Genomic DNA, 26,861 nt, shown 5'->3' with positions numbered 1-26,861 from the left:
TGATTAACTATGACATGGTAATTATGCATGAAAAAAAGTTCCAGATAAAACAGTAGCATAAATGGACTAAAGTAAAAAGCAAGTTTACAAGTAGTCGATTAATTGGTATTATATAAGTTATGCTTTAAAAATATTTGGGTAATTATATAGTTAAGATGATTTATAAGAAGCGAATAGACGGAATGCATACGAACTTATTAGTGGAACCATATAGATAGAAAGGAAAGAAAGCCATGTTAAAAAAAGATCATATTGTAAAAAGTGTGGCTGCAGGCAGCATAGCCGATGAACTAGATATAGAACCAGGAGATATTCTATTAAGAATTAATGGAAATGAGATACAAGACGTATTTGATTATCATTATTTGGTCAACGACGAATTCCTTGAACTACTGATTCTTAAACCAAACGGTGAAGAGTGGGAATTAGAGATCGAGAAAGAGTACCAAGAAGATCTTGGGATTGAATTTGATGAAGGATTAATGGACAAATATCGTACTTGTCGTAATAAATGTATCTTTTGCTTTATTGATCAGAATCCAAAAGATATGAGAGATACTATATATTTCAAAGATGATGATTCTAGATTATCATTCTTACAAGGTAATTATATTACATTAACTAATATGTCAGATGAAGATATTGACCGAATTATCTTATATAAATTAGCTCCAATTAATATTTCAGTCCATACTACCAACAAAGAACTTCGCTGCAAGATGTTAAATAATCGTTTTGCAGGGGAAGCACTAGATAAGATTAAGAAACTCTACGAGAACGAAATCGAAATGAATAGCCAGATAGTATTATGTAAAGGCTATAACGATGGGAAAGAACTTGATAAATCAATTGAAGATTTATCACAGTATATACCTTATATGCGAAGTTTATCTGTTGTTCCGATTGGTTTGACAAAGTACCGTGATAATCTTACTCAAGTTGAGAAATTCACGAAGGAAGATGCAATACAGGTATTAAAACAGATACACTCATGGCAAGAACGAATTAAAGAAAAACATGGATCAAGATTCGTATTTGCTAGTGATGAGTGGTATATTACAGCTGGACTTCCAATTCCAGATGCAGATTGTTATGAAGGTTTTGGACAGATCGAAAATGGTGTTGGTATGGTACGCTCTTTAATAGAAGAAGTACAGGATTATCTTGAGGAAGTAGAAGGTAATACAAGCGCAAGAAAGATATCAATGGCTACAGGTAAGTTAGCAGCGCCATTTATAGAAGAATTAGCAAAAGATGTTACGACGAAGTATTCGAATATTGAAGCCAACGTATATGCAATTGAAAACGAGTTCTTTGGTAAAGATATTACAGTAGCAGGATTGCTCACAGGACAAGATATTATTAAACAGCTCAAAGGAAAAGATCTTGGAGAGTATTTGATATTACCAAGTGTATTACTAAGAGATGATGAAGATGTATTACTTGATGATTTACGTATCTCTGATATAGAAAGAGAACTTGGAATTAAGATAAGAATCTGTAAAGAAGATGGAAAATCATTTGTAGAAACTATGGTATCATAGATAAAATGAGTTTGTAATTAGCAGAAAAACATTTGTAAATCAAAATAAGAAACAGTTTACAAAAACAACAATTATTGTTATTATGTTAAAGACAAGTAAATAAAATTAGGTGAACTGAACCCCATGTAATTTTATTTAGAGAACAGAATGAAGCGATAGAGAATAGTAACTAGTTTGGTGGAAGTGTTGAACTAGTAAATCGATGTAAGATATAAGTTAAGGAGAAATAGAAATGAGTAAACCGATTGTAGCGATTGTAGGACGTCCAAACGTTGGAAAATCTACATTGTTTAATGCTCTTGCCGGGGAAAAAATCTCAATTGTTAAGGATTATCCAGGAGTAACAAGAGATCGTATATATGCTGATGTCACTTGGTTAAATTATCAATTCACAATGATTGATACAGGTGGTATTGAGCCAGAAAGTAAAGATTTAATGTTAAAGCACATGCGTGCACAAGCTGAAATCGCAATTGAGACAGCAGATGTAATTTTGTTCATAACCGATGTACGTCAAGGCGTTGTAGATTCTGATTTTAAAGTAGCAGACATGCTTAGAAAATCAGGCAAACCAGTTATCTTAGTTGTTAATAAGGTAGATAGTTTTGAAAAGTTCATGCCAGATGTATATGAATTCTATAATCTTGGAATTGGTGATCCAGTTCCTGTATCTGGCGCTTCTCGTCTTGGTATGGGTGATATGCTTGATGAAGTAGCAAAACACTTCCCAGAAAGTGCGACAGAGGAAGAAGAGGATGAAAGACCACGTGTTGCCATCGTTGGTAAACCAAACGTAGGTAAATCATCAATCATCAACCGTCTAGTTGGAGAGGAACGTGTTATCGTATCGGATATAGCAGGTACAACACGTGATGCTATCGATACAGCAATTACATGGCAAGATAAAGAATATGTATTCATTGATACAGCTGGTCTTAGACGTAAGAGCAAGATAAAAGAAGAATTAGAACGTTATAGTATTATCCGTACAGTAACAGCGGTAGAACGTGCCGACGTTGTTATAGTAGTAATCGATGCAAGCGAAGGTGTAACAGAGCAAGATGCAAAGATTGCTGGTATTGCCCATGAAAGAGGAAAAGGTGTTATAATTGCTGTTAATAAGTGGGATGCCATTGAGAAGAACGATAAAACTATCTATGAGCATACAAAGAGAATTCGTGAGATTTTATCTTATATGCCTTATGCAGAGATCGTATTTATCTCAGCTAAAACAGGACAACGTGTTAATAAAATCTTTGATATAATGGATGTTGTTATTCAAAATCATGCACTTCGTGTTGCAACTGGTGTGTTAAATGAAATCTTAATGGAAGCAGTAGCAATGCAACAACCACCTTCAGATAAAGGTAAACGTTTGAAACTTTACTATATAACACAAGTAGCTATTAAACCACCAACTTTTGTTATCTTTGTAAATGACAAACAATTAATGCATTATTCATATACTAGATATATTGAGAATAAGATTAGAGAGGCGTTTGGTTTTTCTGGTACCTCACTCAAATTTATAATCCGAGAAAGAAAGGAGAAAGAATAGAATGATCGATATATTGATTTGCTTATGCATTGGATATGCATGTGGTTGCATTTCAACTGGTTATATAGTTGGCAAGGCAAATAATATAGATATAAGAAATTATGGTAGTGGGAATGCTGGTACAACGAATGCAATACGTACGTTAGGAGTAAAAGCGGGGGCGATTACTTTCCTAGGTGATGCATTTAAAGCATTGATACCTATTTTAATAATTCGATTATTTTTGTTTCAAAATTCTGCTATGGAGTCGCAATTATTAGCACTCTATACGGGACTCGGAGTTATACTAGGCCACAATTATCCTTTCTGGCTACATTTTAAAGGCGGAAAGGGAATTGCTGCCACAGGCGGCGTTATTCTAGCATTCGACTGGAGAGTCGCTTTAGTTGCATTGTGTGGTTTTGTGATTATTACAGCAGTTACAAGATATGTATCCTTAGGTTCTTTATTGGTATCCATTATCTTTCCGATTGGTGTTGTACTGTTTTATCGAAATAATCCACAATTCCTACATATGCTAATTGTCAGTTGCTTTTTCACAGTGTCAGCTTTTTATAAACATAATGGTAATATAAAAAGACTGTTAAATGGAACAGAGAACAAGTTAGGACAAAAAGTAGATGTAAAATAACGAAGTTACCGGGAGGTATTGTGATAAATGAGTAAGGTTACGGTATTAGGAGCGGGAAGCTGGGGAACAGCGCTTTCAATCGTATTAGCAAATAATGGTCATGAAGTAATTCTTTGGTCAGCATTACAACCAGAGATTGAGATGTTACAAACGCATAGAGAACAGATCGATAAATTACCAGGAACGAAATTACCTGATAATATAGAGATAACAGGAGATCTTCCTTATGCATGTGAGAATCCAGATTTAATAGTTTTCGCAGTTGCATCTCCTTATGTGAGATCTACTGCAAAGCTTGCAGCGCCTTTTATTAAAGAAAGCCAAATGGTAGTTAATGTAGCAAAAGGTATTGAAGAAACTACATTAATGACTTTAAGTGAGATTATTGAAGAGGAACTTAATAATGCAGATGTAGCTGTATTATCAGGCCCTAGTCATGCGGAAGAAGTAAGTAAAGGCATACCAACTACCTGTGTAGTAGGTGCTCATACTAAGGAGACAGCATGTTTTATTCAAAACATATTCATGAATGAAAGATTTCGTGTATATACAAGTCCAGACATCGTAGGCATAGAATTAGGTAGTTCTTTAAAGAATGTAATCGCATTAGCGGCAGGTGTTGCTGATGGTCTTGGTTATGGAGACAATACAAAGGCTGCCCTAATTACAAGAGGAATTGCAGAGATGAGTCGTCTTGGAATTGCTATGGGTGGAAGAATGGAAACCTTCGCTGGTTTATCAGGTGTTGGTGATCTAATCGTTACTTGTACAAGCAAACATAGCCGTAATCGTGGAGCTGGATACCTTATGGGCAAAGGCTACACAATGAAGGAAGCGATGGATGAAGTAAAGCAAGTAGTTGAAGGTGTATATTCAGCAAAAGCAGCACTTGGATTAGCTAAGAAATACGATGTATCTATGCCAATCGTAGAACAGATTAATAAAGTTTTATTCGAGGACAAGTCTGCGAAAGAAGCAGTAACTGACTTATTACTTCGTGATAAGAGAAGAGAATATTCTGACCTTGAGTGGGAAAAATAGAAAATAGATAAAAGCACGCTATGGAACGAACTTTACGTAAATTTCATAGCGTGTTTTTGGTTTTTAAAGATAGGAGGCGTAAGCTATGTGCGGTAGATATTATGTAGATGATGATACAGCAAAAGAGATACGAAAATTACTAGAACATCTAGATGCTAGGTTTGATAGAGGAAAAGAAGGAAAAGTAGATAAGAATTATGTAAGCGAAGAAGTTGTAAAATCCAGAAATGATATGATAAAAAGGGCATTAGAAGTACGTGGTGAAATCTTTCCAACTAATAATGTTCCTATCTTAGTTGGTGATAGGAAGATTGAGCTAACTATGTCCAAATGGGGATTTACAGCGCCAACTGGGAAAGGTGTATTGATTAATGCAAGAGCAGAAACTGCATTCGAGAAGAAAACCTTTCGTGAGAGTCTGATAAGTCGTAGGTGTGTTATACCAGCAGCAGGATTTTACGAATGGGATTCGGATAAGAACAAGATCTATTTTACGATTCCAGAAAAGCGATGTATGTATATGGCTGGCTTATATCGTTTTGAAAAAGAAGAGAGTAGATTTGTTATTCTAACAACGGCAGCCAACGCTTCCATGAAAGACATACATGACCGAATGCCATTAATTCTTGATGAGGAGACGGTGCCTGAGTGGATTTGTAATAATAATGAAACCAATAAATTGCTTCATCGTGTGCCAGCTCTTCTACATCCTAACGCCATGTATTATCAACAAAAACTTCCGTTTTAATAGTTAATACAAATAAGTGGTATTATACTTGACATTTGGAGGAATAAACACTAGAATATTTGTAGTTAATTGTATAAAGTTTACAAGTAAAGATGCTTGATACTGTGAAACCCATAATAAGGAAACAGATCAAGCATTTTTGTATTCCGTTACTTTAATACGGCAAAACAGTGCTTTGATGAAGGTGGAATAAATTACAATATTAATGCATGTATATTGTGAAACAAGCATATGTAATAAAAGGTACAAGTTGTACTATGTACTATGCAATTAACTACAAAACTATAATAGGAGAGAGGGAATAGAATGCGTAAAAGATGGTTGGCAGTTGCTATAGCAACAACACTTACGTTCACTAGTATTGTTCCGCCACAATACTTACATGCGGCATTAGATCCTAACTATGCTAAGAGTGAACTTGCAGTTTCAAGTGGTACAAAAGAGAAACAGGCATTATCAAACAATATTGTAGAGGATAGCCTCTATCAAAAAGATGAAGACGTTACGATTATCGTTGAGCTAGACGATCATTCATTATTAGATCGATATGATAATGGTAACAGTACATATCAAGCAAGAAGTTATAGCACAGATGTAAGCTCATATCTTGAATCTGATGAAGCGCTATTAACTAACGAAGAGATGATTCAAACACAGAATCAATTTGCGTCAAGTATTAAGAGTATGAATAAGGCGCGCACTACATCAAGTGAGGTGTTGTATCATTACACAACGGTTATGAATGGATTTGCAATAAAAGTAAAATATGGACAGCTTAAAGAAATAAACAAAATGCCAGGAGTTAAAGCCGCATATGTTACGAGAACCTATGAATTAGAACCAGATATGACCACAAGTAATGGAATGATTGAATCAGAAGTTGCACATGCTCTGGATTATAACGGAGAAGGTATGGTAGTGGCTATTCTAGATACAGGCTTGGATACAGCACATGAGGCATTCGCAGAAGAAGGATTAACTGCTGAGGGTCTATCAAGTGCAAAGATTACAGAAGATGTAGTTTCTCAGGCAAAAGCAACGAAAGATGTAGCGGATGGCCAATACATCAGTGCAAAAGTTCCATTCGCGTATGATTATGCAGACAAAGACAATGAGGTTACGCCATCGGTAGAGGCAGTTGAGGTGTATAGTAACGATCATGGAACCCATGTAGCAGGCACAGTAGCAGGAAATAGTACTACAATTCAAGGTGTTGCTCCGCAAGCCCAGCTAGTGATTATGAAAGTGTTCAGTGATGTGGGAAAAGGAGCAAGTACGGAGGATATACTTGCAGGCTTAGAAGATGCTGTTAAGCTACATGTTGATACAATTAATATGAGTCTTGGTTCTGCTAGTGGATATTCTATAGGAGAAGAAGAAGGTGTACAAGAAGTATACGATCGTATTGTTGCAGCTGGTATTAACCTAGCAGTATCAGCAGGTAATAATTATAGTGCAACATACAATAATGAGGCAGGTGGTGCTTTCACAAGCAACCCAGATACTTCAGTTGTAGGATCGCCATCTACCTATACTGCATCGACGTCTGTTGCAAGTTGCATTAACACACATTATTATTCCCATTACTTCAAGTTATCAGAGCAAGTATTTGGTTATTCTGAGACAGCCGTTGGAAGTCAACCTGCGTTAACAGGGCTTGATACTGCTGTAGATGGAAAGGGAACTGTGTATGATTATGTGGTGGTTCCTAATGTAGGAGATGTAGAGGACTATCAAGGCGTTGATGTAGCAGGTAAAATCGCGGTTGTAAATCGTGGTAGCATTTCTTTCAATGAGAAGGTAGTGAATGCAGCAAGCGGTGGAGCAATTGCAGTAGTCGTTGCGAATAATACAGATGGAACAATCAACATGGCTATTGAAGATTATACAATCCCAGCTGTATCTGTAACGAAGGTACAGGGGGCTGAACTTAATAAGGCAGCGGATAAGAGAATAACTATATTTAGTAATGTGGAACATTTTGTATCAAGTGATGCGAAGAAAATGTCTGATTTTTCTTCTCCAGGAGTAACGCCAGACCTTAAGTTAAAACCAGAGATTACGGCACCTGGTGAGAATATTTATTCTTCCTTGCCATTCCATAATTCCTATGGTTCTATGTCTGGTACGTCTATGGCAGCACCTCACATAGCTGGAACGTTTGCCTTGGTGAAACAGTACATAACGAAAGAATCCTTAGACGCGGTAAGGGGTGGAAGTGCAGAATTAGCCAATCAATTACTAATGAGTACGGCAATGCCATTAACGGATGAGAATGGCGTATATTATTCTCCTCGTAAGCAAGGAAGTGGACTTGTTAATGTAGGCAATGCAGTAACAACACCTGCGTATCTATATGTAGACGACCAAACAATTAATTATAGACCCAAATTAGATATTAAGGATAGCGTAACAGGTGAATATGAAGCAGATTTTGTCGTTCAATCCGCAACAGGTGCAGCTATTACATATAAACTCGATGCTGTAACATTAACGGAGACGGCAGATGAAGATGGTTATATTCTAGAACAATCACAGGATATCTCTAATATGGTAGCAATTGAGTATAAAGTTGACGGAGTAGTTAGTGATACTGTTACAGTACCTGCGGGAGGAAGTGCTACAGTACGTGTCAATATTACCTTATTAGATGGTGCTAAATCTTATATCGACGACACTTTTGAGAATGGTGAATTTGTTGATGGATTTATCTTCTTAACATCAGAGGAAGGAAACAAGGCATTATCTCTTCCATTCATGGGATTCTATGGGGATTGGGCAAAGGCACCTATCATGGACAACTCAACTATATATGATAACTATTGGTATGGTACAGGTGATAATCAATTATATCAACAAGCAGTTGGCTACCTTTTGGCAGATGAAGGTTCACATTTATTGGGAGTAAATCCTTATGATGATATGGCGTATTACTTATTAGGCAATGGATATAGTGTATACTCGTATCCGAATTATTATAGGAATTACATGTTACAGCTTGATCCAAACAAGATTGCGATTTCACCAAATGGGGATGGCTATAACGATGATTTGTATGGTACACAGTTTAGCTTGTTAAGAAATGCACGTACAATTACAAGTAGAGTAACAGATTCCAGTCAAAAAGTAGTATATGAAAATGGTTGGGAATTCGAAACAAAGACTACCTATTATAGTGCAATATCAGCGATGAATCCGTCCTTTGATAAGCTGGAATGGACACCAGGAACGATTAAAAACAATGATGTATATACCTACTCGGTATCAGGTACACTGGATTACGAAGGCTCAGAACGAAACGTAAAGAATAGTATCAGTTTCCCTATTACAATTGATATTGAGAATCCAACACTTAAGAATCTTAAGATTGTAAAGGAAGCTAATAAGGTATATGCAACATTTGATGTAACGGATAATCAATATGTAGCGTTTGCAGGTTTGTATGATTTAACAGGTAACGCTATCACAGTAACCGATCAGGCGGCTGGAGAATCTTATACAGTGGGAGAATTGGTAAATGAGCCTACGAAAGCAGCAACCACAGCAATGAAATTAGAACTAACTGATTACGTAGCGGCAACGAAAGATAATTTCGTTATTCGTCTTTGTGATTATGCGGGTAATGAAAAAGCATTTACCTGTACGCAAGCAGGTACAATAATTGGTTCTAGTAGTGGTGGTTCAGAAGGAGGTGGAACAACTCCAGGAGTTCCAGATCCAAAACCAGACTATGACTTAGATAATAATACAATCGAAATTAATACCGAATCTGAAGTCACAGAGATTAAACCTGCTGATTTAAAGGAGACAATTGAGAATAAGGATGTTACTGAAATCACTGTAGTTGTCACACAAAAAGATACTAGTAATATAATTAAGTTGACAAAGGAAACGTTAGATGCTATTGCTACAGCCAATAAGGATTTAACTATTGTGATCAAGGCTGTAGATGGTAAGGTTGTGGGAACCTGGACGTTTAAAGCATCAGATGTAAAGAATGTATCCGGCTTATATGATGATATTATCTTGAATATTCAATCTACAACTGTAACAGAAGCGAAACAAGCGGATCCTACGATTAGTAAACTATTTGGTGATGCAAGTGTGTATGGCATCTATGTAGATTTAGGCCAAAAACAAGCGCTTGTTGCAGAAGGTAAATTATCTGTCTCGTTCGCTCGTGTAGAAGGTGTAAACAAAGGTAGTCGTGTATATATCTATCGTGTAAACGAAAAAACAGGTAAGCTAGAAACCATCGTGGGTGGCTATTCACAATATGTTGATAGTGATGGTATCGTAACATTCCCTGTATTAGATGGCGGAAAATATGTAATACTTACAACAAAGGCAGATTCAAAACAAATAACTTCTCTACAGAGCCAGATAGCAGTAAAAGTAAAGAGTAAGACCGTAAATAAAGGTACATCAACTACAGTTGCTGTTGATCTTCCTTCCTGTTTACAAGCTGTAACAAAACTTACTGATAAAACGACTTCAGAAGGTGTTGGTGCAGTAACAATCTCTTACAAAACATCGAATAAGAATGTTGCAACCGTTAATAAGAGTGGTAAAATTACAGCAAAGAAAAAAGGAACAACAACAATAACAGCTATAATTTCTTTGTATAATGGAAAGCAAAAGGTCGTTAAGATGAAGGTTACTGTTAAGTAAGTTAATCGTATTAAAGAAGGCTACTGTATGAAAGCAGTAGCCTTCTTTGCTTATGTATAGTAGAAAGATTCGTCTTTTACAGTGTATCGAGTATTCTGCTGAATAATCAATATTATGTAGTTTGTGAAATAATTGCTATTTACGCCGAACAAATGTTCTGATATAATGCAAATAAGAGGTGGAGTAAGAATGGATAGAGTAATTTTTCATATTGATGTGAATTCTGCTTTTTTGAGTTGGGAAGCGGTATATCGATTGAAAATTCTAGGTGAGGAAACGGATTTAAGAGAAATTGCGTCTGTAGTTGGCGGTGATGAAAAGAAGAGGCACGGAATTGTGCTGGCAAAATCAATTCCTGCTAAGAAGTATGGGATACAGACAGGAGAGTCTTTAGCAGAAGCGAGAAAAAAGTGTCCCAATCTTACGATTGTTCCGCCTCAACATGACTTGTATAAACAATGTTCAGAATTGTTTATTCAGTTGTTACGAGAGTATACACCCTGTGTAGAACAATATAGTATAGATGAAGCGTATATGGATATGAGTGGAACACTTTCTTTACATGGGTCACCAGTAGTAGTGGCCAATGCAATTAAAGACCGTATCTATAGAGAATTCGGTTTTACAGTGAATATTGGTGTATCTAGTAACAAATTGCTTGCTAAGATGGCTTCTGACTTTAAGAAGCCTAATTTAGTGCATACGTTGTTTCCAGACGAAATCGAGAAGAAGATGTGGCTACTTCCTGTTTCGGAACTATTCTTTGTAGGAAGAGCTACCTCGAAGAAATTATTTGCGATGGGAATTAAGTCGATTGGTGATTTAGCAAAAGCAGATAGTAATATACTAAAAGCACATCTAAAGAAACATGGAGAGATAATCCATAACTTTGCGAACGGAGTTGACGATAGTGTTGTATTAACAGAGACAATTGCGAATAAAGGATACGGAAACAGTACAACAGTACCATTTGATGTAACAGACCGAGATACAGCACTAACGATTTTGCTATCGCTTAGTGAAATGGTAGGAGCCAGATTAAGAAAAGATCATGTCTATATACGAGTGATAGCTGTAAGTATTGTAGATTGTGAATTCCATCATGTTTCTCACCAGATGACATTGTTAGAACCAACCAATTTAACGAATGAGATACATGCAGCTGCTTGCCAGTTGTTTGGTGAATTATGGAATGGGGAACCGCTTCGCAACTTTGGCGTTCATACAAGTCGAATTGAAGAACAGGGAGCATCAAGACAATTAAATTTATTTGAATTAGGACTTAAGAACGAAACGGATCAAGTGAAAGAGACAGTTGATTATCGAATAACAGAGAAACCGAATGCATTACTTAAGAGAGAGAAGTTAGAAAAACTAGATCAAACGATAGATCAGATTCGTTTAAGATATGGTATGGATTCCATTAAACGTGCTAACTTTGTGAATAGTAAATTGGATCATATGTCAGGAGGCTCATCAAGTATTACACTACCAAAGCAAAAAGAAAAGGGAAAGCCTTTTGATCCCGCAAAGGGATTGAAGTTATAATTAACTAACTCAAACTTCGCCCATAAAACTTCATTTAGAGTGGGTTTATCGCCTACTATAACGGTCAGCTACTCCTTGAAATCTTCAAGTGCGAAGTTTGAGTTACCTAATAAGAAATTTATAATGAGGTAGAGAAATGAATGTTCCAGTTGATGTAATAGCAACTTTTAATACAGTTGGAAAAATTAAACCGAATTATATAAGATTAGAAGACTGCCAACATGGATTGCAGACGTATAAGATTGCACAGATTGAACAGGTGAAAGAAGAAAGATATGCTGGTATGAACATGCTGTTGTTTTGCTGTAGCGTACCCATGGGAGAAGTGATACAGACAATTAAATTACGATACCACATTGATACCCATAAGTGGATGCTTGTACATTAGTTTTGGTTTTATTGTACTTGATTCTGTTGTATAAGTATGGGTTAACAAAACGATAAGATTTGATAATACCGTAATAAGTTGAAAAATGAGATACCCTTTGTTATAATGAATATGGTTTATAGAGTGTTTTCAATAATGGCAGGAGAAACTTATTGGTTTTGCAGTGCCAAGTAGAGTGGCCTGCAAAGGTTACTAGGAGATAATAAGATGGAGGCTCTAATTAATGAAAACAGATATTCAGATTGCACAAGAAGCACAAATGGAACACATTAAAGAGATAGCAAAGAGACTTGAAATTGGTGAAGATGACCTAGAATTCTATGGTAAATATAAGGCCAAATTCACAGAGGAGTTATGGGAAGAAGTAAAAGATAGACCAGATGGTAAATTGATTTTAGTTACTGCTATTAATCCAACACCAGCAGGAGAAGGTAAAACAACAACTTCTGTAGGGTTAGGAGAAGCGTTTGGAAAATTGAATAAGAAGGCGGTTATCGCACTTCGAGAACCTTCATTAGGACCATGTTTTGGTATTAAAGGGGGTGCAGCAGGTGGTGGATATGCACAGGTTGTACCAATGGAAGATTTGAATTTGCATTTTACTGGTGATTTTCATGCAATCACATCTGCTAATAATCTATTAGCAGCTATGCTAGATAACCATATCCAACAAGGTAATATATTGAATATTGATCCAAATCAAATCGTATGGAAGCGATGTCTTGATATGAATGATCGTGTACTTCGTAACATCGTGGTTGGTCTTGGACGTAAGGTTGATGGTACTGTAAGAGAAGACCATTTTATTATTACAGTTGCATCAGAGATTATGGCAATCCTCTGTCTCGCTGCTGATATGAAGGACTTAAAAGAAAGACTTGGTAGAATTATTGTAGCATATAATTATGAGGGTGCACCAGTAACGGCGAAAGAATTGAATGCAGTCGGGTCTATGGCAGCATTATTAAAAGATGCTTTAAAGCCAAACTTAATTCAAACATTAGAACATACACCAGCGATTATACATGGTGGACCGTTTGCGAACATTGCACATGGTTGTAACAGTGTAAGAGCAACAAAGACAGCTCTTAAACTTGCAGATTATGTAATTACAGAGGCTGGATTTGGTGCTGATCTTGGTGCGGAAAAATTCTTTGATATCAAGTGTCGTATGGCGGGATTGAAACCAAATGCAGTTGTTCTTGTAGCAACAGTAAGAGCATTGAAATATAACGGTGGAGTAGCGAAAACAGATCTGTCAGCAGAAAATCTTGATGCCCTAAAGGTTGGTATTGTGAATCTTGAAAAACATATTGAAAATCTACAAAACTACGGGGTGCCGGTTGTTGTTACGTTGAATCGTTTCATGACAGATACAGATGCAGAACTTGATTTTGTGAGAGAATTCTGTGAATCACGTGGTTGTGAATTTTCTTTATCCGAAGTATGGGAAAAAGGTGGAGAAGGTGGCATTGACCTTGCACAGAAAGTAATTAAGACAATTGAAGAAAAACCAAGTAACTTCAAAGTACTTTATGAAGACAACTTATCAATTAAAGAGAAGATCGAGACAATAGCTAAGAAGATTTATGGGGCATCAGAAGTAACATATGATGGACAAGCTTCAAAAGCAATTGAGAAGATTGAAAATCTTGGTTTTGCTACTATGCCAGTTTGTATGGCAAAGAATCAATACTCATTATCTGATGATCCTACTTTATTAGGAAGACCAACTAACTTCCCTATACATATACGTGAAGTATATGTATCTGCAGGAGCAGGATTTGTAGTAGCAATTACTGGTACAGTAATGACTATGCCTGGTTTACCTAAGAAACCAGCAGCGGAAGGTATCGATGTGAATGAAGATGGAGTAATTACTGGATTATTCTAAGCGGTATTGATTAGATATTTAATTGTAACAAACTTTTATAGAAAGCATGTTTTTATAAAAGACAGTTTTTATAGAAGATGAGTTTTTGTAGAAAACATGTTTTATAGAAGTTAAGTTTATATAGAAAACAAAGTATCTTATAATGATAAATATAGTAAAATCCCCTCATGTTGAGATAAAACTCTCTATATGAGGGGATTGCTATGTAATAGTAATTACCTGCTATTACATAAAACATTCTTTAATTCTATGCTTAAATAATATTAGTATTTTTCTGGTTCTGGATAATCAACACCGAATGTATCAACTGTTACTGATTTCATAACTTGATCATGAGTTGGTCTATCAGAATAATCTGTTTGAGTATCAGCGATTTCATTTACTACATCCATACCTTCAATTACTTTACCGAAAGCAGCATAAGCGCCATCTAGGTGAGGTGAGTTTTTGTGCATAATGAAAAATTGTGAACCTGCTGAGTTTGGCATCTGTGAGCGAGCCATAGAGATAACGCCTTCTGTATGATTTAAGTTATTGTCAAATCCGTTCGATGCGAACTCACCTTTGATTGAGTAACCTGGGCCACCCATACCAGTTCCGTCAGGACAACCACCTTGGATCATGAAACCTTTAATTACACGGTGGAAGATTAAACCGTTATAGTAACCTTTATTTACTAAAGAGATAAAATTGTTTACTGTGTTTGGTGCGATTTCAGGATACAGTTCTACTTTGATAATTCCACCAGTTTCTAATTCAAATGTTACAATAGGATTTTTTTCTGCCATTTTTGTTCCTTCTTTCTTGTGATTGATAGATAACTGCCATATACATTATTTACATATTTGGCAATGCTATGTATATGATAATAGAAAAAATAACTGTTGTCAAAGAAAATGTAAGATAATCAGGAAATTAAAAGATATAGCCAAAAAGTCGTTTCTTTGATACAATAATGTTAGCATACCATTTTGCCTTCTTTATGGTGTAAGTATTTGAAGCTTATAGAAAACATATGGAGGCTTTGAAGGAAGAATTAGCTGATATTGCAATTCACTTATTAGGTCTAAGCGAAATGCTTGGAATAAATCTTGAAGAGAAAATTAATAAAAAGATAATCAAGAATAAAATAGAGCAAATAAGGAAATTGGTGGAGTTACGGTTAGAATAAGTGATTAAAAGTTTATGACTATGAAGGATATAGCTCTAAATAGGGATAGACTTTTCATAATAATATAGAGGAGTAATAAAAGGATGCAAGATAAAGAGAATTTCTTAGCTATGTTAGCTGCCATAGTTGATTTAGCTAAAGCGCAAGATAATATAATTACGATGGACGAGATTAAGGAGTTGCTTGATGACTCTGCATTTACTGCCGAACAGATGGGACATGTATATGAATATCTTGCTGCAAATCAGATTAGAATTCAAGGATATATTCGTAATATTAAAGCTAATGATGAAGATGTTAATATAACTTCAATAGATAATGCCACTGAGAGCGATAATGAACAAGAATATCTAGACGAAGAAAGTAAGAAGGCATTACATGAATTAAAAGAGAGAGAAGAACGATTCGAGAAGGAAGAGGCTTCCTATATAAAGATGTATCTAGAGGATCTAGAAGCCATATGTCCTAAGGTTGATGGTGAAATGAATATGCTTATCAATTCATTACGAAAAGGAAATCGTTCTGCTAAGGAAAGACTTCTTGAGCTTCATCTTCGAGAAGTGGTAGATATTGCAAGGAGTTATAGGGGGAAAGGGCTTTTTGTTGGTGATTTAATCCAGGAAGGTAATATTGGATTAATGACTGCTTTAGAAGAAATCTGCACTGGAGCTAATCGTGTGCCAACAGAATCTATTCCTGATACGCTGGAATATATAGTAAACCGAATTCGCGAAAGTATGGAATTCGTAATTCACGAACAACAAGATGATAAGATCTTGGAAAATCGTATTGTTGAGAAGATTAATTTCATTAGTAGTTGTGTGAAAGATTTAGCAGAAGAGTTTGGTAGAGAAGCAACACTAGATGAATTAGTGGAGTTCACTAAATTAGAAAAATCAGAGATAGCAGATATTATGGAGTTAGCAAAAGATGCGTTATCTGTTTCAAATGATGAGGAAGAAAAATAATTAAAGGACAATAGTAAAAAGAGCTATAATGAAGAAGAACTATAATAAAGAAGAACTATAATAAAGAAGAACTATAAAAAGAAGAATATTGAGAATATTAAAGAAGAATATAGAGAAAAGACTTATGTGGGCATATTCAAGTATGGTCCATATAAGTCTTTTTTTGATACTATTCAAGATTTAATTTCTTTTTTAGAATATAATGAATACCTAAATAGAAGATTACTGTAATGAATATAGAACCAAGTATCATAATAGGTAAAAGGATGTGAATGTATGAAAGTATATTATTAGGATCCTTCACAAGTATTCCTATCGGCACAATTGCAATTAAAGCAACAACTTGTAATATCGTACTGAGTGCAATATATGCAATTAGGGAGCCTATTAGTTTGTTTTGGGTAATCATCTGGCCAATTGATATGCATAAATAGTAGAATAAGGTCTGTAATGCTATCGCTAAAATCACTAAGATAATTAAATAGAATATATTCCCTATACCAAGATGATCTACATAGTTTGATAAGGAGAAAGATTGCATTGGTATATCTAAATGAACTGAGCGAGAAACGGTATTACCTACAAGGAAGATGCTAGCGAATACCAAGAAAAAAGTAACAATTATGCTAAGCATAGCAGTAGTTAGTTTTGATAGTATTAGCGCATGTGTACTTGCTGGTAAGGTAAACATTAGATAACCTTCTCCAGTCATAAAGTTCTTGTAAAAACGGTAGATTACTAGGACGATTGTAAAAGCAGACAACAAAATCAAACTTAGGATATATCCGAAAAAGAATAAATTTGTTATGAATGGTAACTTATCAGTAATAAATGTTATATAGCTAAGACCTATTACCGTGATTGTAGTGAAGAATAATATGATGTATAATGGAATCAAGTAGCGTAAGTTAGCTTTGCATTCATGTTTTAATAATTTGGTATACATCGAAACACCTCCCTAAAATAAGAATCAATTGTCATATGATTGTCGTTGCGAATGCTATCTGCGCTTTCGTGAAGCATTACCGTTCCGTTGTTTAAAAAGATAGCTTCGTCTAAAATCATTTCAATTTCGGTTATCAGATGAGTAGAGATTAGTACAGTAGCATCCTCTGAGTAGTTTGTTATTATTGTGCTTAGAATATAGTCTCTTGTAGCAGGGTCAACTCCGCCGATAGGTTCGTCGAGACAATAGAGCATGGCGTTACGGCTCATGACTAGAAGGAGTTGTAATTTTTCTTTCATACCTTTTGACATTGATTTCATCTTCATCTCAGGTTTTAGATTAAGTAGTTTTAGCATCTCAAAAGCCTTCTTGCTATCAAAATCGCTATAAAAATCAGCAAAGAAATCTATAATTTGCTCGGCGGTCATATAGCTACTAAGATACGTTGCATCAGGAAGATAGGATACTATTTTTTTAGTTTCTACGCCAGGTGTGTGACCGCCTATCATGATTTCTCCTTTGTCTGGTACAAGTAAGCCGTTAATCAACTTGAGAAGGGTAGATTTCCCACTTCCATTTGCACCTAATAAACCGATGATTTTACCACGATTAAGCGTTAGCGTAACATTCGATAGAGCATGAATGTTTTGAAAAGACTTGCAGACAGAGTCGCAGGTCAATATGATATCTGATGAATCTGTATTATATGGTTTCATAGATTTCGTCCTTTCTAAATGGGTTCTAATTGCTATCGTTTAGAGTTTCGTTGTTTCACAGTTTGGCTATGTGATCTGAAGATTGTGCTGTTTCTGCTGCAACAAATCTCTGAATTTCCTGGTCAGTGAAACCAAGAGTCTTCATGTGTGTAATAAAATCCTGTACCTCTTTTTTGGCAATTTCTCGTTTCATAGTTTCTAACAACTCCTTATTATCAGTTATAAAACGCCCGCTTGTTCTTTGTGAATAGACGAGCCCATTTCTTTCTAGTTCTGCAAGTGCTTTTTGCATCGTATTTGGATTTACCATTGCATGAGCAGCAAGTTCGCGTACGGAAGGAAATTTGTCCCCGGGTTTGTATTTGCCAGAGAGAATGTCCCGTTCGATTTGTTCCATGATTTGCAGATATACTGGTTTTTCACTGTTTAGTTCAAAACTCAAAATGTATCGCCTCCTTTATTAATTGGATTGTATCACTGTATTAAGTGGTTAATACAATAATACAATTGATAGTAAATATTGTCAAGTGTTAAGTTTAATATGGTTGAATTTTCGGTATTGCATGAAAATTTTGAAAAATTCACTTGCATTTTTCTTTTTAATATGGTATCATAAATTTGTTGATAGCAGCTTTGGAATATTGTTATCAAATATTCATACATAATTATGAGTGTGAATAAAAAGCCGGCATGTCGGAATGGCAGACGAGGCAGACTCAAAATCTGTTGGTGGCAACGCCGTGTGGGTTCAAGTCCCACTGCCGGCATATAATGAGATGATTAAGTTCCGCATTAGAGTATTTGTTAAACAAATATTTTAATGCGGATTTTTCGTACTAGAGAGAGAATACTATAAGGTAATTATTTGTGATGTATGAATTTAATGAAATAATTCCTTTTTAAAAAGTAGTGTTCGTGTTATTATATAGGTAAAGCCAATTATCAGAATGGTATCATTGGCATTTGGAAATTATTATTTAGGTAACTAAGATAATAAGGACTTTGGAAAGGAGTATGTTTAATAATATGACTTGCAAAGAAGCACAAGATCTAATTATGCCATACATTAATGACAAATTAGATGTCGATCAATTAGAAGAATTTTTAGAGCATATCGAATATTGTTCGGATTGCAAAGAAGAATTAGAAGTTTATTTTACGCTCCTAACTGGTATGAAACAACTTGATGAAGATAAGAATTTATCAGGTAATTTGCACATTGATTTTGAAAAATCATTACGTAAGTCGGAGGAGAGAATACGTAGAGCAAGACTCAATTATGTACGTAAGAGAATGATTTATGTAATTATTTGTTGTGTGTTTTGTATTATGTTGAATATAAATCCAAGTGCAGTAACCGAGCTAGAGGCTCCAGATGAAAATCTAGAAGAAAGTACGTATTTTATGGAGTATTATTATTTTTTGGACAAACAGACTATGTTGAATAAAGAAATTGAGAAGCATTATGAAGAGATGATGGAATATATTTTAGAACGCCAAGCAAATAATATCATTGATATTAAAAGCGGTATTACTGGTAAGCCAATCAATAATAATAGCGGTATAAAGGAAGATTTAAAATAAAATCGATGTAGCATATTAATATGTAGATGTCAGATTAATATAGATTATAAGAGTTGGACGTGGAAAGGAATTAACAAAATGAGTGATAAAATTGTATTGATAGATGGAAATAGTATTATAAATCGTGCTTTTTATGGAGTTCCAGATTTAACTAATTCAGAAGGCATTCATACAAATGCGATTTATGGATTTATTAACATCATGTTAAAAATATTAGAAGAAGAACAAGCAGGGTATCTAACAGTTGCGTTTGATATGAAGCATCCAACGTTCCGCCATATCAAATATCCAGAATATAAAGGTACTAGAAAAGGAATGCCAGATGAATTACGTGAGCAGATACCGCTATTAAAAGAGGTGTTACATGCTATGGGAATTCGTACTGTTGAGAAAGCCGGTTATGAGGCCGATGATATTCTAGGAACGATTGCTACGAGATGTAGTGAACAAGGAATGAAAGTTTCTTTAGTTTCTGGAGATCGAGATTTATTACAGCTTGCATCCGATACGATATTAATACGTATTCCGAAAACAAAGCGGGGCGGAACGGAGATCGAGAATTACAATACTGCGGAAGTAGTTGAGAAGTACCAAGTTACACCTGCGCAGATTATTGATTTGAAAGGGTTAATGGGTGATGCATCGGATAATATACCAGGTGTTCCTGGTATTGGAGAAAAGACAGCAGCTAAGATTCTTTCAGCATTTGAGACGGTAGAGAATGCCTATGCTCATATTGATGAAGTTATGCCGAATAAAGCGCGAGAATCCTTACGTGAACATTACGACTTGGCAGTGTTAAGTAAAGATCTTGCAACAATTAAAGTAGATTGTGAACTTGAATATACCTTAGAAGAAGCGAAGATGCCTTCCCTTTTCACACCAGAAGCATTTGCGTTATTCAAACGTTTCGAATTCAAAAGCCTTTATAATAAGTTTGAAGGAGACGTGAGTCGTAACGATAAGCTGGAAGAAAAATTCATAGAAGTTACTTCCAAAGAAGAAGCGGAGAAGATTTTCCAATCGATACTAGCGTTAAAAGAAGCTAGGGACCTAAAAGAACTCGTTACGGATGGAATTAGTACAGACCGAGTAGGTCTTATGTTTGCTTGTTTGGAAGGTACTATAGTAGGGGTAGCGGTAACCTATTCCGAGGATACGTGTTATTATCTATCAGCTAATGAAGTGGTATCAGTGGAATATATACTTGAGCAAGTAAATACAATAATAGAAGAGAATATTATGCTATCGGCTGTATCGCTAAAGGAAATGCTTCCATATATCCAAGCAACGAGCACCAGTAAAATCTATGATATGGGGCTTGCTTCCTATGTAATGAACCCGCTAAAAGACACCTATCATTATGATGATATTGCAAGAGATTATCTAGAGATAACGGTTCCTTCAAGGGAAGAATTGTTTGGTAAGACGAAGGAAAAAGAAGTCTTTGAAAACCAAAAAGAGGTATATAAGAATTTTATATGTTATCATAGTTACATTGCCTATCTTGCTTTAGAGAAGTTAAGTACACAGTTGTATGAGGCAAATTCTTTGGAATTGTTTGTGGATATTGAGATGCCACTCATCTATACTCTATATGATATGGAATGTAGAGGGATTCGCGTTAATAAAGAAGCGTTGAAGGAATATGGAGATCAGTTAGAGGTTCGTATTAAAGAATTAGAGAAAAAGATTTATGAACATGCAGGGGAAGAGTTTAATATTAACTCGCCAAAGCAATTAGGAATCATCTTATTCGAAAAATTACACATGCCGTTTGCTAAGAAGACGAAGACGGGCTATTCCACATCGGCAGATGTATTAGAGAAGTTACGTAGCGAAGACCCAGTTATCGATGAAATCTTAGAATATCGTCAATTAACTAAATTAAAATCTACGTATGCAGATGGTTTGGCAACATATATTGCTGAGGATAATCGTATCCATGGTAAATTCAATCAAACAATTACGGCGACAGGACGTATTAGTAGTACAGAACCAAACCTTCAGAATATTCCAATACGTATGGAATTAGGTCGTCAGATCCGTAAAGTTTTCATACCAGAAGATGGATATGTATTCCTTGATGCGGATTATTCGCAAATCGAATTACGTGTTCTTGCTCATATGTCTGATGACGAGAGACTTATTGAAGCTTACAAACAGGAACAAGATATTCATAAAATAACTGCATCACAAGTATTCCATACACCACTTAATGAGGTGACGAATGCACAACGTAGTAATGCAAAAGCTGTTAACTTTGGGATTGTATATGGAATTAGTTCATTTAGTCTTGGTCAAGATCTTAATATAACGAAGAAGGAAGCAGATGTATATATTAAGAAGTATTTTGAAACGTATCCAAGGGTCAAGGAATTCCTTGATAATCTTGTTGAAGAAGGTAAGAAAAATGGCTATGTTACTTCCTTGTTTAATAGAAGAAGGCCAATACCAGAATTAAGCTCAAGTAATTTCATGCAACGTTCTTTTGGGGAACGCGTTGCTATGAATTCACCAATTCAAGGTACAGCGGCAGATATTATTAAAATTGCTATGATTCGTACAAATCAGAAACTGAAAGATCTGAAGTTAAAATCTAGATTGTTGTTACAAATCCACGATGAATTATTAATCGAGACACACAAAGATGAAATTGAACAAGTTGCAAACATTCTGAAAGATGAGATGCAGGGAGCAGCAACGCTTCATGTACCTCTTGAAGTAGAAGTTAAGCAAGGCAACAACTGGTACGAAGCGAAGTAGCGTTTTTAAGCAATTGGTAGACTCAATTTATATTCTATGTATGTATGATGAGTTTGCAAGTGCAGATTACTATATGGAAGGAATCGTACTCGTTTATGAAGATAATTGGATTAATGGGTGGTGTCGGCAGCGGTAAGTCAACTGTAGCCGACATCTTAGAAAAAAAATATGGAGCACATCTTATTATTACAGATGATATTGCGAAAAAGTTATATGAAAAAGGGGAAGAGGGGTACCATCGGATTGTTTCTTACTTTGGTAATGAAATCCTTAGTGAAAACGGTGAAATTAATCGCAAGAAATTAAGTGAGATTGTTTTTGCAGATAAAGAAAAACTAAAGAAACTGAACTCCTTTATTCATCCCTTAGTAATGGAAAGTGTTCTTGATGTAATTGAAGAGATAAAGCTTGCTAATGAAAACAAAACGAAAGAGCAACAAGTTCCTTATATTGTTATAGAAACCGCTATATTGATTGAGGCAGGATATCGTGATTTATGTGATACTGTGTGGTATGTAGCGGTAGATGAAGAAGTGCGTAAGCAAAGATTAATGAATATCCGCGGCTATTCAGAAGCAAAAATTGATGCAATTCTAAAAAATCAAATGAGTGATAAGGATTTTAGTGACAATTGTGACAAAATATTGTATAATAATGGTGAATTGTATGATTTGGAGAAAGAGATACAATTTTTACTAGTTTAACATAGATAAATATGCTATAATTAGTATAATATAAATATAAAAGATACTAAAAAGCACGATTCTGGGGGCAACATTCAATGGAACAGACAAGATATCCAAAACATATGGTATTCGGATTAGATATCGGTACAAGAAGCATTGTAGGTACAGTAGGCTATCGAGAGAATGATCACAACTTCACAGTAGCTGCTATATGTGTGAAAGAACATGATACTAGAGCAATGTTAGATGGTCAGATTCATGACATTGGAAAGGTATCAGAGTCAATTGCTTTCATTAAAAAAGAGTTAGAAAAAGAGCTTGATGTGACGTTAACTGATGTATGTATTGCGGCAGCAGGTCGTGTACTTAAGACGATTACTGTAAGAGCAGATTATGAATTTCAGACGGAAACATATGTAACAGATGTACACATCCACTCGTTAGACTTATTGGCTGTAGAGAAAGCTTATGACAATATTCGTGAAGAGATGCAGAAAGAGAATATCGATTTTTATTGTGTAGCATATACACCTGTACATTATTATCTGAATGATTATCCTATACTGAAATTAGATGATCATAAAGCGAATAAGATTAGTGTTGAGCTATTAGCAACATTTTTACCAGAAGAAGTTATTGATGGTTTATATAGTGCTGTAGAGAAAGCAGGATTACAAGTAGCGAATTTGACATTAGAGCCTATTGCAGCAATTAATATAGCAATACCCGAGAAATTCAGAATGCTTAATATTGCGTTAGTTGATGTTGGTGCAGGTACATCAGATATATCAATTACAAGAGATGGAAGTATTATTGCATATGGTATGATACCATATGCAGGTGATGAACTTACAGAAGCGATAATGCAAAAATTTTTGGTAGAATTCTCAGTAGCAGAGAAGATAAAACTGGCTTGTTTAAAGAAAAAGACAGTAACCTATAAGGATATTATGGGAATATCTCATAAGACTTCCATAGAAGAAGTGAAAGAAGCGTTACAAGATACCGTTTCATTTATAACGAAGAATATAGCAGACAAGATTATAGAGCTAAACGGTGGAAAAACAGTTAGTGCTGTATTCGTGGTAGGCGGTGGCGGAAAGATTCCTGGGTTTGTAGAAACCCTAGCACATAATTTAGAACTATCAAAAGAGCGAGTTGCACTTAGAGGCGAAGAAGTATTAAGAGAAGTGCATTTCTTGCCAGAGAAGATTAAGAAGGACCCGCTGTTAGTTACTCCAATTGGTATCTGTCTTAATTATTATGAACAGAAGAATAATTTTATCTTCGTTAATGTGAATGGAGAACGTATAAAATTATATGATAATAACAAGCTTACTATTGTTGATGCAGCAATTCAGTTTGGCTTTCCTAATGAGAAATTATTCCCAAGGAGGGGCAAGGCAATTCAATATACAGTAAATGGTCAGACGAGGATGACTCGTGGTGAATTAGGTGAGGCAGCTGTTGTTAAGCTTAATGGTAAAGAAACTGGTATTAATACTCCTATTGTTCAGAATGATAAGATAGAGATATTAGAATCAACAACAGGAAAGGATGCTGAGATTTTTATTAGCCAATTACCTGAATATCAAAGCACTATAGAGTTCCAGTTTAATAATAAAAAAATTATATGTCCGAAGTTTGTAGTAGCTAACCAAAATCTTAAGTCAGAATATTATTCGATTTGTCATGGGGATTGCATCGAGATTCTTAATTACTATACTTTAGGACAAATATTAGAGTTTATGGATTTACCATATCAAGAAGATATTAAGGTGAATAACGTCTATGCGAGCGTTGATGATAAAGTCTATGAGAACTTTTCGATTGCCTATGGAAATATTAATGAGATGAGTTTTCGTGATCTCAATGTAGAATCGCTAGACACTGCTTTGATTGAAGATAATGTAGAACAAACATCATTTAATCGTGAGAATACAACAATGGGTGCAGTAGAGACTAGTTATCATACAAACACAACCCAAACAACCAACAAAGAGATCCATATACTGGTGAATGGACAAAGAATAACGCTAAAAGGAAAAGACAAATATATTTTTGTTGACATACTTGACTATTATGAGTTCGATATGACGGTAGCAAGAGGAACATCGTTAGTTCTTAAGGTAAACCAACAATCAGCGGAATTCTCAAGTTCAATTGAGAATGAGGATGTAATTGATATATATTGGGAGGAATAAGTCGTGGTATTAAATAAGAAGATATTAACACAGAAGAAGTTTTCACAATTACATAGGTATTTGCTTGCTTTCTTTCTTTTGTATTTAATGGAACGTTTTGCCCAAACGAATTCGACTGACTATGTATGGCCATTTGTGATTATTATTCCTGTATTTACAATGGATTTATTACTTTCAATTAAAAATTATATGAATAGTAGAAATGTCGTATATATGTTGCGGTTTGTTGAGGTTACAGTTGCGGCAGGGTATACAATTGTTGCTACTGCTCCATATAATCTTGGGTTATCTGTGTTATGTCTTGTGTTATTTTTTAGTGAGTATGTAATGGCATTTGATTTTGAGGATATTTATTATCGAACGATAGCGGTACTAACTGGATCGATTCCGCTGGTTACGTTATTAATTATTGATGCTGTTATATCGAGAGAGGTGAAAGAACGATTATTTCCCATTTCCTGTATTTTTATACTATTAGTGGTTTTTTGTACGTTTGTAATTACTCTTTATGCGAAAGTGGTGAACGAATATAATTTTCAAGTATTTGCCCAATCGAGACTGATTGAAGATATTAATCAAACAAACGAAGATTTAAGATTAAACCAAGAAAAAGTTAAAAAATCAAATGAGCTTTTGGGAATGCAAAAAGTAAAGCTAGAGCAGGCCTACAAAGAGATAAATAGTGTAAACAATGAGATGATGATTCAGAATGAGATTGTTAAGTATATCTCTTCCTCGCTTGATATTGATAATTTAATGACGCTAATTACAGAATCCGTCCTTGAAGGTATGGGGCTTGACACCTGTATATTAGTTTTGAATCCGACAGAAGAGAACAAAATTAATTATAAAGCGCGCACGAAGTATGGTATGAACGAAGATAAAGAATTTGGTGAGTTAATAGAGAAGGGGTATTTCAATAATTATTTAGCGGATTCAAAAGTTTTTGTAGATAATGATGCGAATATACACAAGTATCCGCTACCCTCGAAAAGCGTGACGGGGTCCGTATTAATGGTGCCATTGATTAAACAAGAAGTTCAAATTGGAATACTGATTGTTACACACGCAAAAAAAGATTATTTTATATCAAATGTAGGATTTTTTGAAGGTATAGTAGCTCAATTTTTGGTTGCTATTGATAACGCTAATTTATATGCGAAGATGGAGAGAATGGCTAAGCATGATGGTTTAACGGGAGTGTATAATCGTGGACATCTAACCCAACGTTTCAATGAATATCTAAATGCAGCAATTTTGAATAAGACATCCTTAACAGTTGCATTATTCGATATTGATAAGTTCAAGAAAGTAAACGATAGCTATGGGCATCTGTTTGGAGATGTCGTTATTAAGACAATTGCTTCTTTAGCAAAAGAAGTTGCAGAGTCTTCGAATGCTATGGTTGGACGTTATGGCGGCGAGGAGTTCGTTCTAGTATTTCCTAATCGAGGCTTAGAAAGTTCACTTACCTTAGTGGAAGAATTGCATAAGAAGATAAGAGATACCGAGTTGATTCATAATGGTGAATCCATTCATATTAATACAAGTATTGGTATTACTTCTTATCCTGAAACCTGTAAAAATCCAAGTGAATTATTAAACCGTGCAGACTGGGCTATGTATTATTCAAAACAAAATGGTAGAGGTAGGATTACAATTGATAGTGATTCTATTCGAGAAGCTGTCCTACTCAAATAATTTAGAGCTAGAGTTGTTGCATACTATTTGCAGTAGGCGACAACTCTTTTTATGTTATATTTCGAGAGAGTTAGGCACGAGAATGTGGTAAATTTC

General features: G+C 35.2%; 20 protein-coding genes and 1 tRNA gene. 17 read left to right on the top strand and 4 right to left on the bottom strand.

Annotation, left to right across the window (positions count from 1 at the left end; all coding sequences use genetic code 11):
* The first annotated feature begins 233 nt into the window (after positions 1-233).
* From BUB90_RS06035 to BUB90_RS05995, 9 genes are all read left to right on the top strand, one after another.
* Positions 234-1,544 (top strand): DUF512 domain-containing protein, encoded by a 1,311-nt coding sequence (locus tag BUB90_RS06035; RefSeq protein ID WP_073284574.1) that lies wholly within the window; start codon positions 234-236, stop codon positions 1,542-1,544.
* Positions 1,545-1,776: 232 nt separating this feature from the next.
* On the top strand, positions 1,777-3,102 hold the full coding sequence (gene der, locus BUB90_RS06030) for a ribosome biogenesis GTPase Der (protein ID WP_073284571.1): 1,326 nt from the start codon (positions 1,777-1,779) through the stop codon (positions 3,100-3,102).
* Between the two features lie 4 nt (positions 3,103-3,106).
* The gene (gene plsY / locus BUB90_RS06025; protein ID WP_073284937.1) at positions 3,107-3,733 is read left to right on the top strand and encodes a glycerol-3-phosphate 1-O-acyltransferase PlsY; all 627 of its coding nucleotides are present in this window, start codon (positions 3,107-3,109) and stop codon (positions 3,731-3,733) included.
* Between the two features lie 27 nt (positions 3,734-3,760).
* On the top strand, positions 3,761-4,774 hold the full coding sequence (locus BUB90_RS06020; protein WP_073284568.1) for an NAD(P)H-dependent glycerol-3-phosphate dehydrogenase: 1,014 nt from the start codon (positions 3,761-3,763) through the stop codon (positions 4,772-4,774).
* Positions 4,775-4,859: 85 nt separating this feature from the next.
* Complete coding sequence (locus tag BUB90_RS06015) at positions 4,860-5,522, top strand: SOS response-associated peptidase (RefSeq protein ID WP_073284564.1); 663 nt, start codon at positions 4,860-4,862, stop codon at positions 5,520-5,522.
* Positions 5,523-5,828: 306 nt separating this feature from the next.
* Positions 5,829-10,193: a S8 family serine peptidase gene (locus BUB90_RS06010; RefSeq protein WP_073284561.1), complete on the top strand. Its 4,365-nt coding sequence runs from the start codon at positions 5,829-5,831 to the stop codon at positions 10,191-10,193.
* Between the two features lie 189 nt (positions 10,194-10,382).
* Positions 10,383-11,741, top strand: coding sequence for a DNA polymerase Y family protein (locus tag BUB90_RS06005; protein ID WP_073284558.1), 1,359 nt, complete (start codon positions 10,383-10,385; stop codon positions 11,739-11,741).
* 136 nt (positions 11,742-11,877) lie between these two features.
* Positions 11,878-12,129 carry a hypothetical protein gene (locus BUB90_RS06000; RefSeq protein WP_073284554.1) on the top strand — a complete coding sequence of 84 codons (252 nt, stop codon included), beginning with the start codon at positions 11,878-11,880 and terminating at the stop codon, positions 12,127-12,129.
* A gap of 223 nt (positions 12,130-12,352) precedes the next feature.
* Positions 12,353-14,023 carry a formate--tetrahydrofolate ligase gene (locus BUB90_RS05995; RefSeq protein WP_073284551.1) on the top strand — a complete coding sequence of 557 codons (1,671 nt, stop codon included), beginning with the start codon at positions 12,353-12,355 and terminating at the stop codon, positions 14,021-14,023.
* Positions 14,024-14,286: 263 nt separating this feature from the next.
* On the opposite strand, the gene BUB90_RS05990 is transcribed toward BUB90_RS05995, so the two are convergent.
* Positions 14,287-14,811, bottom strand: coding sequence for a peptidylprolyl isomerase (locus tag BUB90_RS05990; RefSeq protein ID WP_073284548.1), 525 nt, complete (start codon positions 14,809-14,811; stop codon positions 14,287-14,289).
* Positions 14,812-15,038: 227 nt separating this feature from the next.
* On the opposite strand from BUB90_RS05990, the gene BUB90_RS05985 reads away from it, so the two are divergent.
* Positions 15,039-15,194: a hypothetical protein gene (locus BUB90_RS05985; RefSeq protein WP_084139122.1), complete on the top strand. Its 156-nt coding sequence runs from the start codon at positions 15,039-15,041 to the stop codon at positions 15,192-15,194.
* A gap of 83 nt (positions 15,195-15,277) precedes the next feature.
* A complete protein-coding gene (locus BUB90_RS05980) occupies positions 15,278-16,162 on the top strand; it encodes a sigma-70 domain-containing protein (protein WP_073284544.1) in 885 nt (294 codons plus the stop codon).
* Between the two features lie 169 nt (positions 16,163-16,331).
* Here the strand turns inward: BUB90_RS05980 and BUB90_RS05975 are convergent, their stop codons facing one another.
* From BUB90_RS05975 to BUB90_RS05965, 3 genes are read right to left on the bottom strand one after another with little or no spacing between them, the layout of a single operon-like run.
* Complete coding sequence (locus tag BUB90_RS05975; RefSeq protein WP_073284541.1) at positions 16,332-17,108, bottom strand: hypothetical protein; 777 nt, start codon at positions 17,106-17,108, stop codon at positions 16,332-16,334.
* Complete coding sequence (locus BUB90_RS05970) at positions 17,090-17,824, bottom strand: ABC transporter ATP-binding protein (RefSeq protein ID WP_073284537.1); 735 nt, start codon at positions 17,822-17,824, stop codon at positions 17,090-17,092. Before BUB90_RS05970 ends, BUB90_RS05975 begins: the two co-directional genes overlap by 19 nt.
* A 55-nt stretch (positions 17,825-17,879) precedes the next feature.
* Complete coding sequence (locus BUB90_RS05965; protein WP_073284533.1) at positions 17,880-18,266, bottom strand: GntR family transcriptional regulator; 387 nt, start codon at positions 18,264-18,266, stop codon at positions 17,880-17,882.
* 242 nt (positions 18,267-18,508) lie between these two features.
* On the opposite strand from BUB90_RS05965, the gene BUB90_RS05960 reads away from it, so the two are divergent.
* The 6 genes from BUB90_RS05960 (at position 18,509) to BUB90_RS05935 (ending at position 26,765) form a co-directional block, all read left to right on the top strand.
* Positions 18,509-18,591, top strand: a tRNA-Leu gene (locus tag BUB90_RS05960).
* 259 nt (positions 18,592-18,850) lie between these two features.
* On the top strand, positions 18,851-19,408 hold the full coding sequence (locus tag BUB90_RS05955; RefSeq protein WP_073284530.1) for an anti-sigma factor family protein: 558 nt from the start codon (positions 18,851-18,853) through the stop codon (positions 19,406-19,408).
* 78 nt (positions 19,409-19,486) lie between these two features.
* Complete coding sequence (polA, locus tag BUB90_RS05950) at positions 19,487-22,174, top strand: DNA polymerase I (RefSeq protein WP_073284526.1); 2,688 nt, start codon at positions 19,487-19,489, stop codon at positions 22,172-22,174.
* 95 nt (positions 22,175-22,269) lie between these two features.
* A complete protein-coding gene (coaE, locus tag BUB90_RS05945) occupies positions 22,270-22,878 on the top strand; it encodes a dephospho-CoA kinase (RefSeq protein WP_073284523.1) in 609 nt (202 codons plus the stop codon).
* Positions 22,879-22,955: 77 nt separating this feature from the next.
* Entirely contained in the window at positions 22,956-25,064 is a 2,109-nt protein-coding gene (gene pilM / locus BUB90_RS05940) for a pilus assembly protein PilM (RefSeq protein ID WP_073284520.1), read from the top strand.
* A 3-nt stretch (positions 25,065-25,067) separates the two neighbouring features.
* On the top strand, positions 25,068-26,765 hold the full coding sequence (locus BUB90_RS05935) for a GGDEF domain-containing protein (protein ID WP_073284517.1): 1,698 nt from the start codon (positions 25,068-25,070) through the stop codon (positions 26,763-26,765).
* Positions 26,766-26,861: the final 96 nt, after the last annotated feature.

Source organism: Anaerosporobacter mobilis DSM 15930, from assembly GCF_900142955.1.
Taxonomy (GTDB): domain Bacteria; phylum Bacillota; class Clostridia; order Lachnospirales; family Lachnospiraceae; genus Anaerosporobacter; species Anaerosporobacter mobilis.
Note: the sequence above shows the minus strand (reverse complement) of the source record. Positions and strands in the feature narration are given on the sequence as shown.

Coding starts and splice junctions, on each gene's coding strand:
- BUB90_RS06035 (WP_073284574.1), top strand. CDS start 234: ATGTTAAAAAAAGATCATATTGTAAAAAGTGTGGCTGCAGGCAGCATA.
- der (WP_073284571.1), top strand. CDS start 1,777: ATGAGTAAACCGATTGTAGCGATTGTAGGACGTCCAAACGTTGGAAAA.
- BUB90_RS06020 (WP_073284568.1), top strand. CDS start 3,761: ATGAGTAAGGTTACGGTATTAGGAGCGGGAAGCTGGGGAACAGCGCTT.
- BUB90_RS06015 (WP_073284564.1), top strand. CDS start 4,860: ATGTGCGGTAGATATTATGTAGATGATGATACAGCAAAAGAGATACGA.
- BUB90_RS06010 (WP_073284561.1), top strand. CDS start 5,829: ATGCGTAAAAGATGGTTGGCAGTTGCTATAGCAACAACACTTACGTTC.
- BUB90_RS06005 (WP_073284558.1), top strand. CDS start 10,383: ATGGATAGAGTAATTTTTCATATTGATGTGAATTCTGCTTTTTTGAGT.
- BUB90_RS06000 (WP_073284554.1), top strand. CDS start 11,878: ATGAATGTTCCAGTTGATGTAATAGCAACTTTTAATACAGTTGGAAAA.
- BUB90_RS05995 (WP_073284551.1), top strand. CDS start 12,353: ATGAAAACAGATATTCAGATTGCACAAGAAGCACAAATGGAACACATT.
- BUB90_RS05990 (WP_073284548.1), bottom strand. CDS start 14,811: ATGGCAGAAAAAAATCCTATTGTAACATTTGAATTAGAAACTGGTGGA.
- BUB90_RS05985 (WP_084139122.1), top strand. CDS start 15,039: ATGGAGGCTTTGAAGGAAGAATTAGCTGATATTGCAATTCACTTATTA.
- BUB90_RS05980 (WP_073284544.1), top strand. CDS start 15,278: ATGCAAGATAAAGAGAATTTCTTAGCTATGTTAGCTGCCATAGTTGAT.
- BUB90_RS05975 (WP_073284541.1), bottom strand. CDS start 17,108: ATGTATACCAAATTATTAAAACATGAATGCAAAGCTAACTTACGCTAC.
- BUB90_RS05970 (WP_073284537.1), bottom strand. CDS start 17,824: ATGAAACCATATAATACAGATTCATCAGATATCATATTGACCTGCGAC.
- BUB90_RS05955 (WP_073284530.1), top strand. CDS start 18,851: ATGACTTGCAAAGAAGCACAAGATCTAATTATGCCATACATTAATGAC.
- polA (WP_073284526.1), top strand. CDS start 19,487: ATGAGTGATAAAATTGTATTGATAGATGGAAATAGTATTATAAATCGT.
- coaE (WP_073284523.1), top strand. CDS start 22,270: ATGAAGATAATTGGATTAATGGGTGGTGTCGGCAGCGGTAAGTCAACT.
- pilM (WP_073284520.1), top strand. CDS start 22,956: ATGGAACAGACAAGATATCCAAAACATATGGTATTCGGATTAGATATC.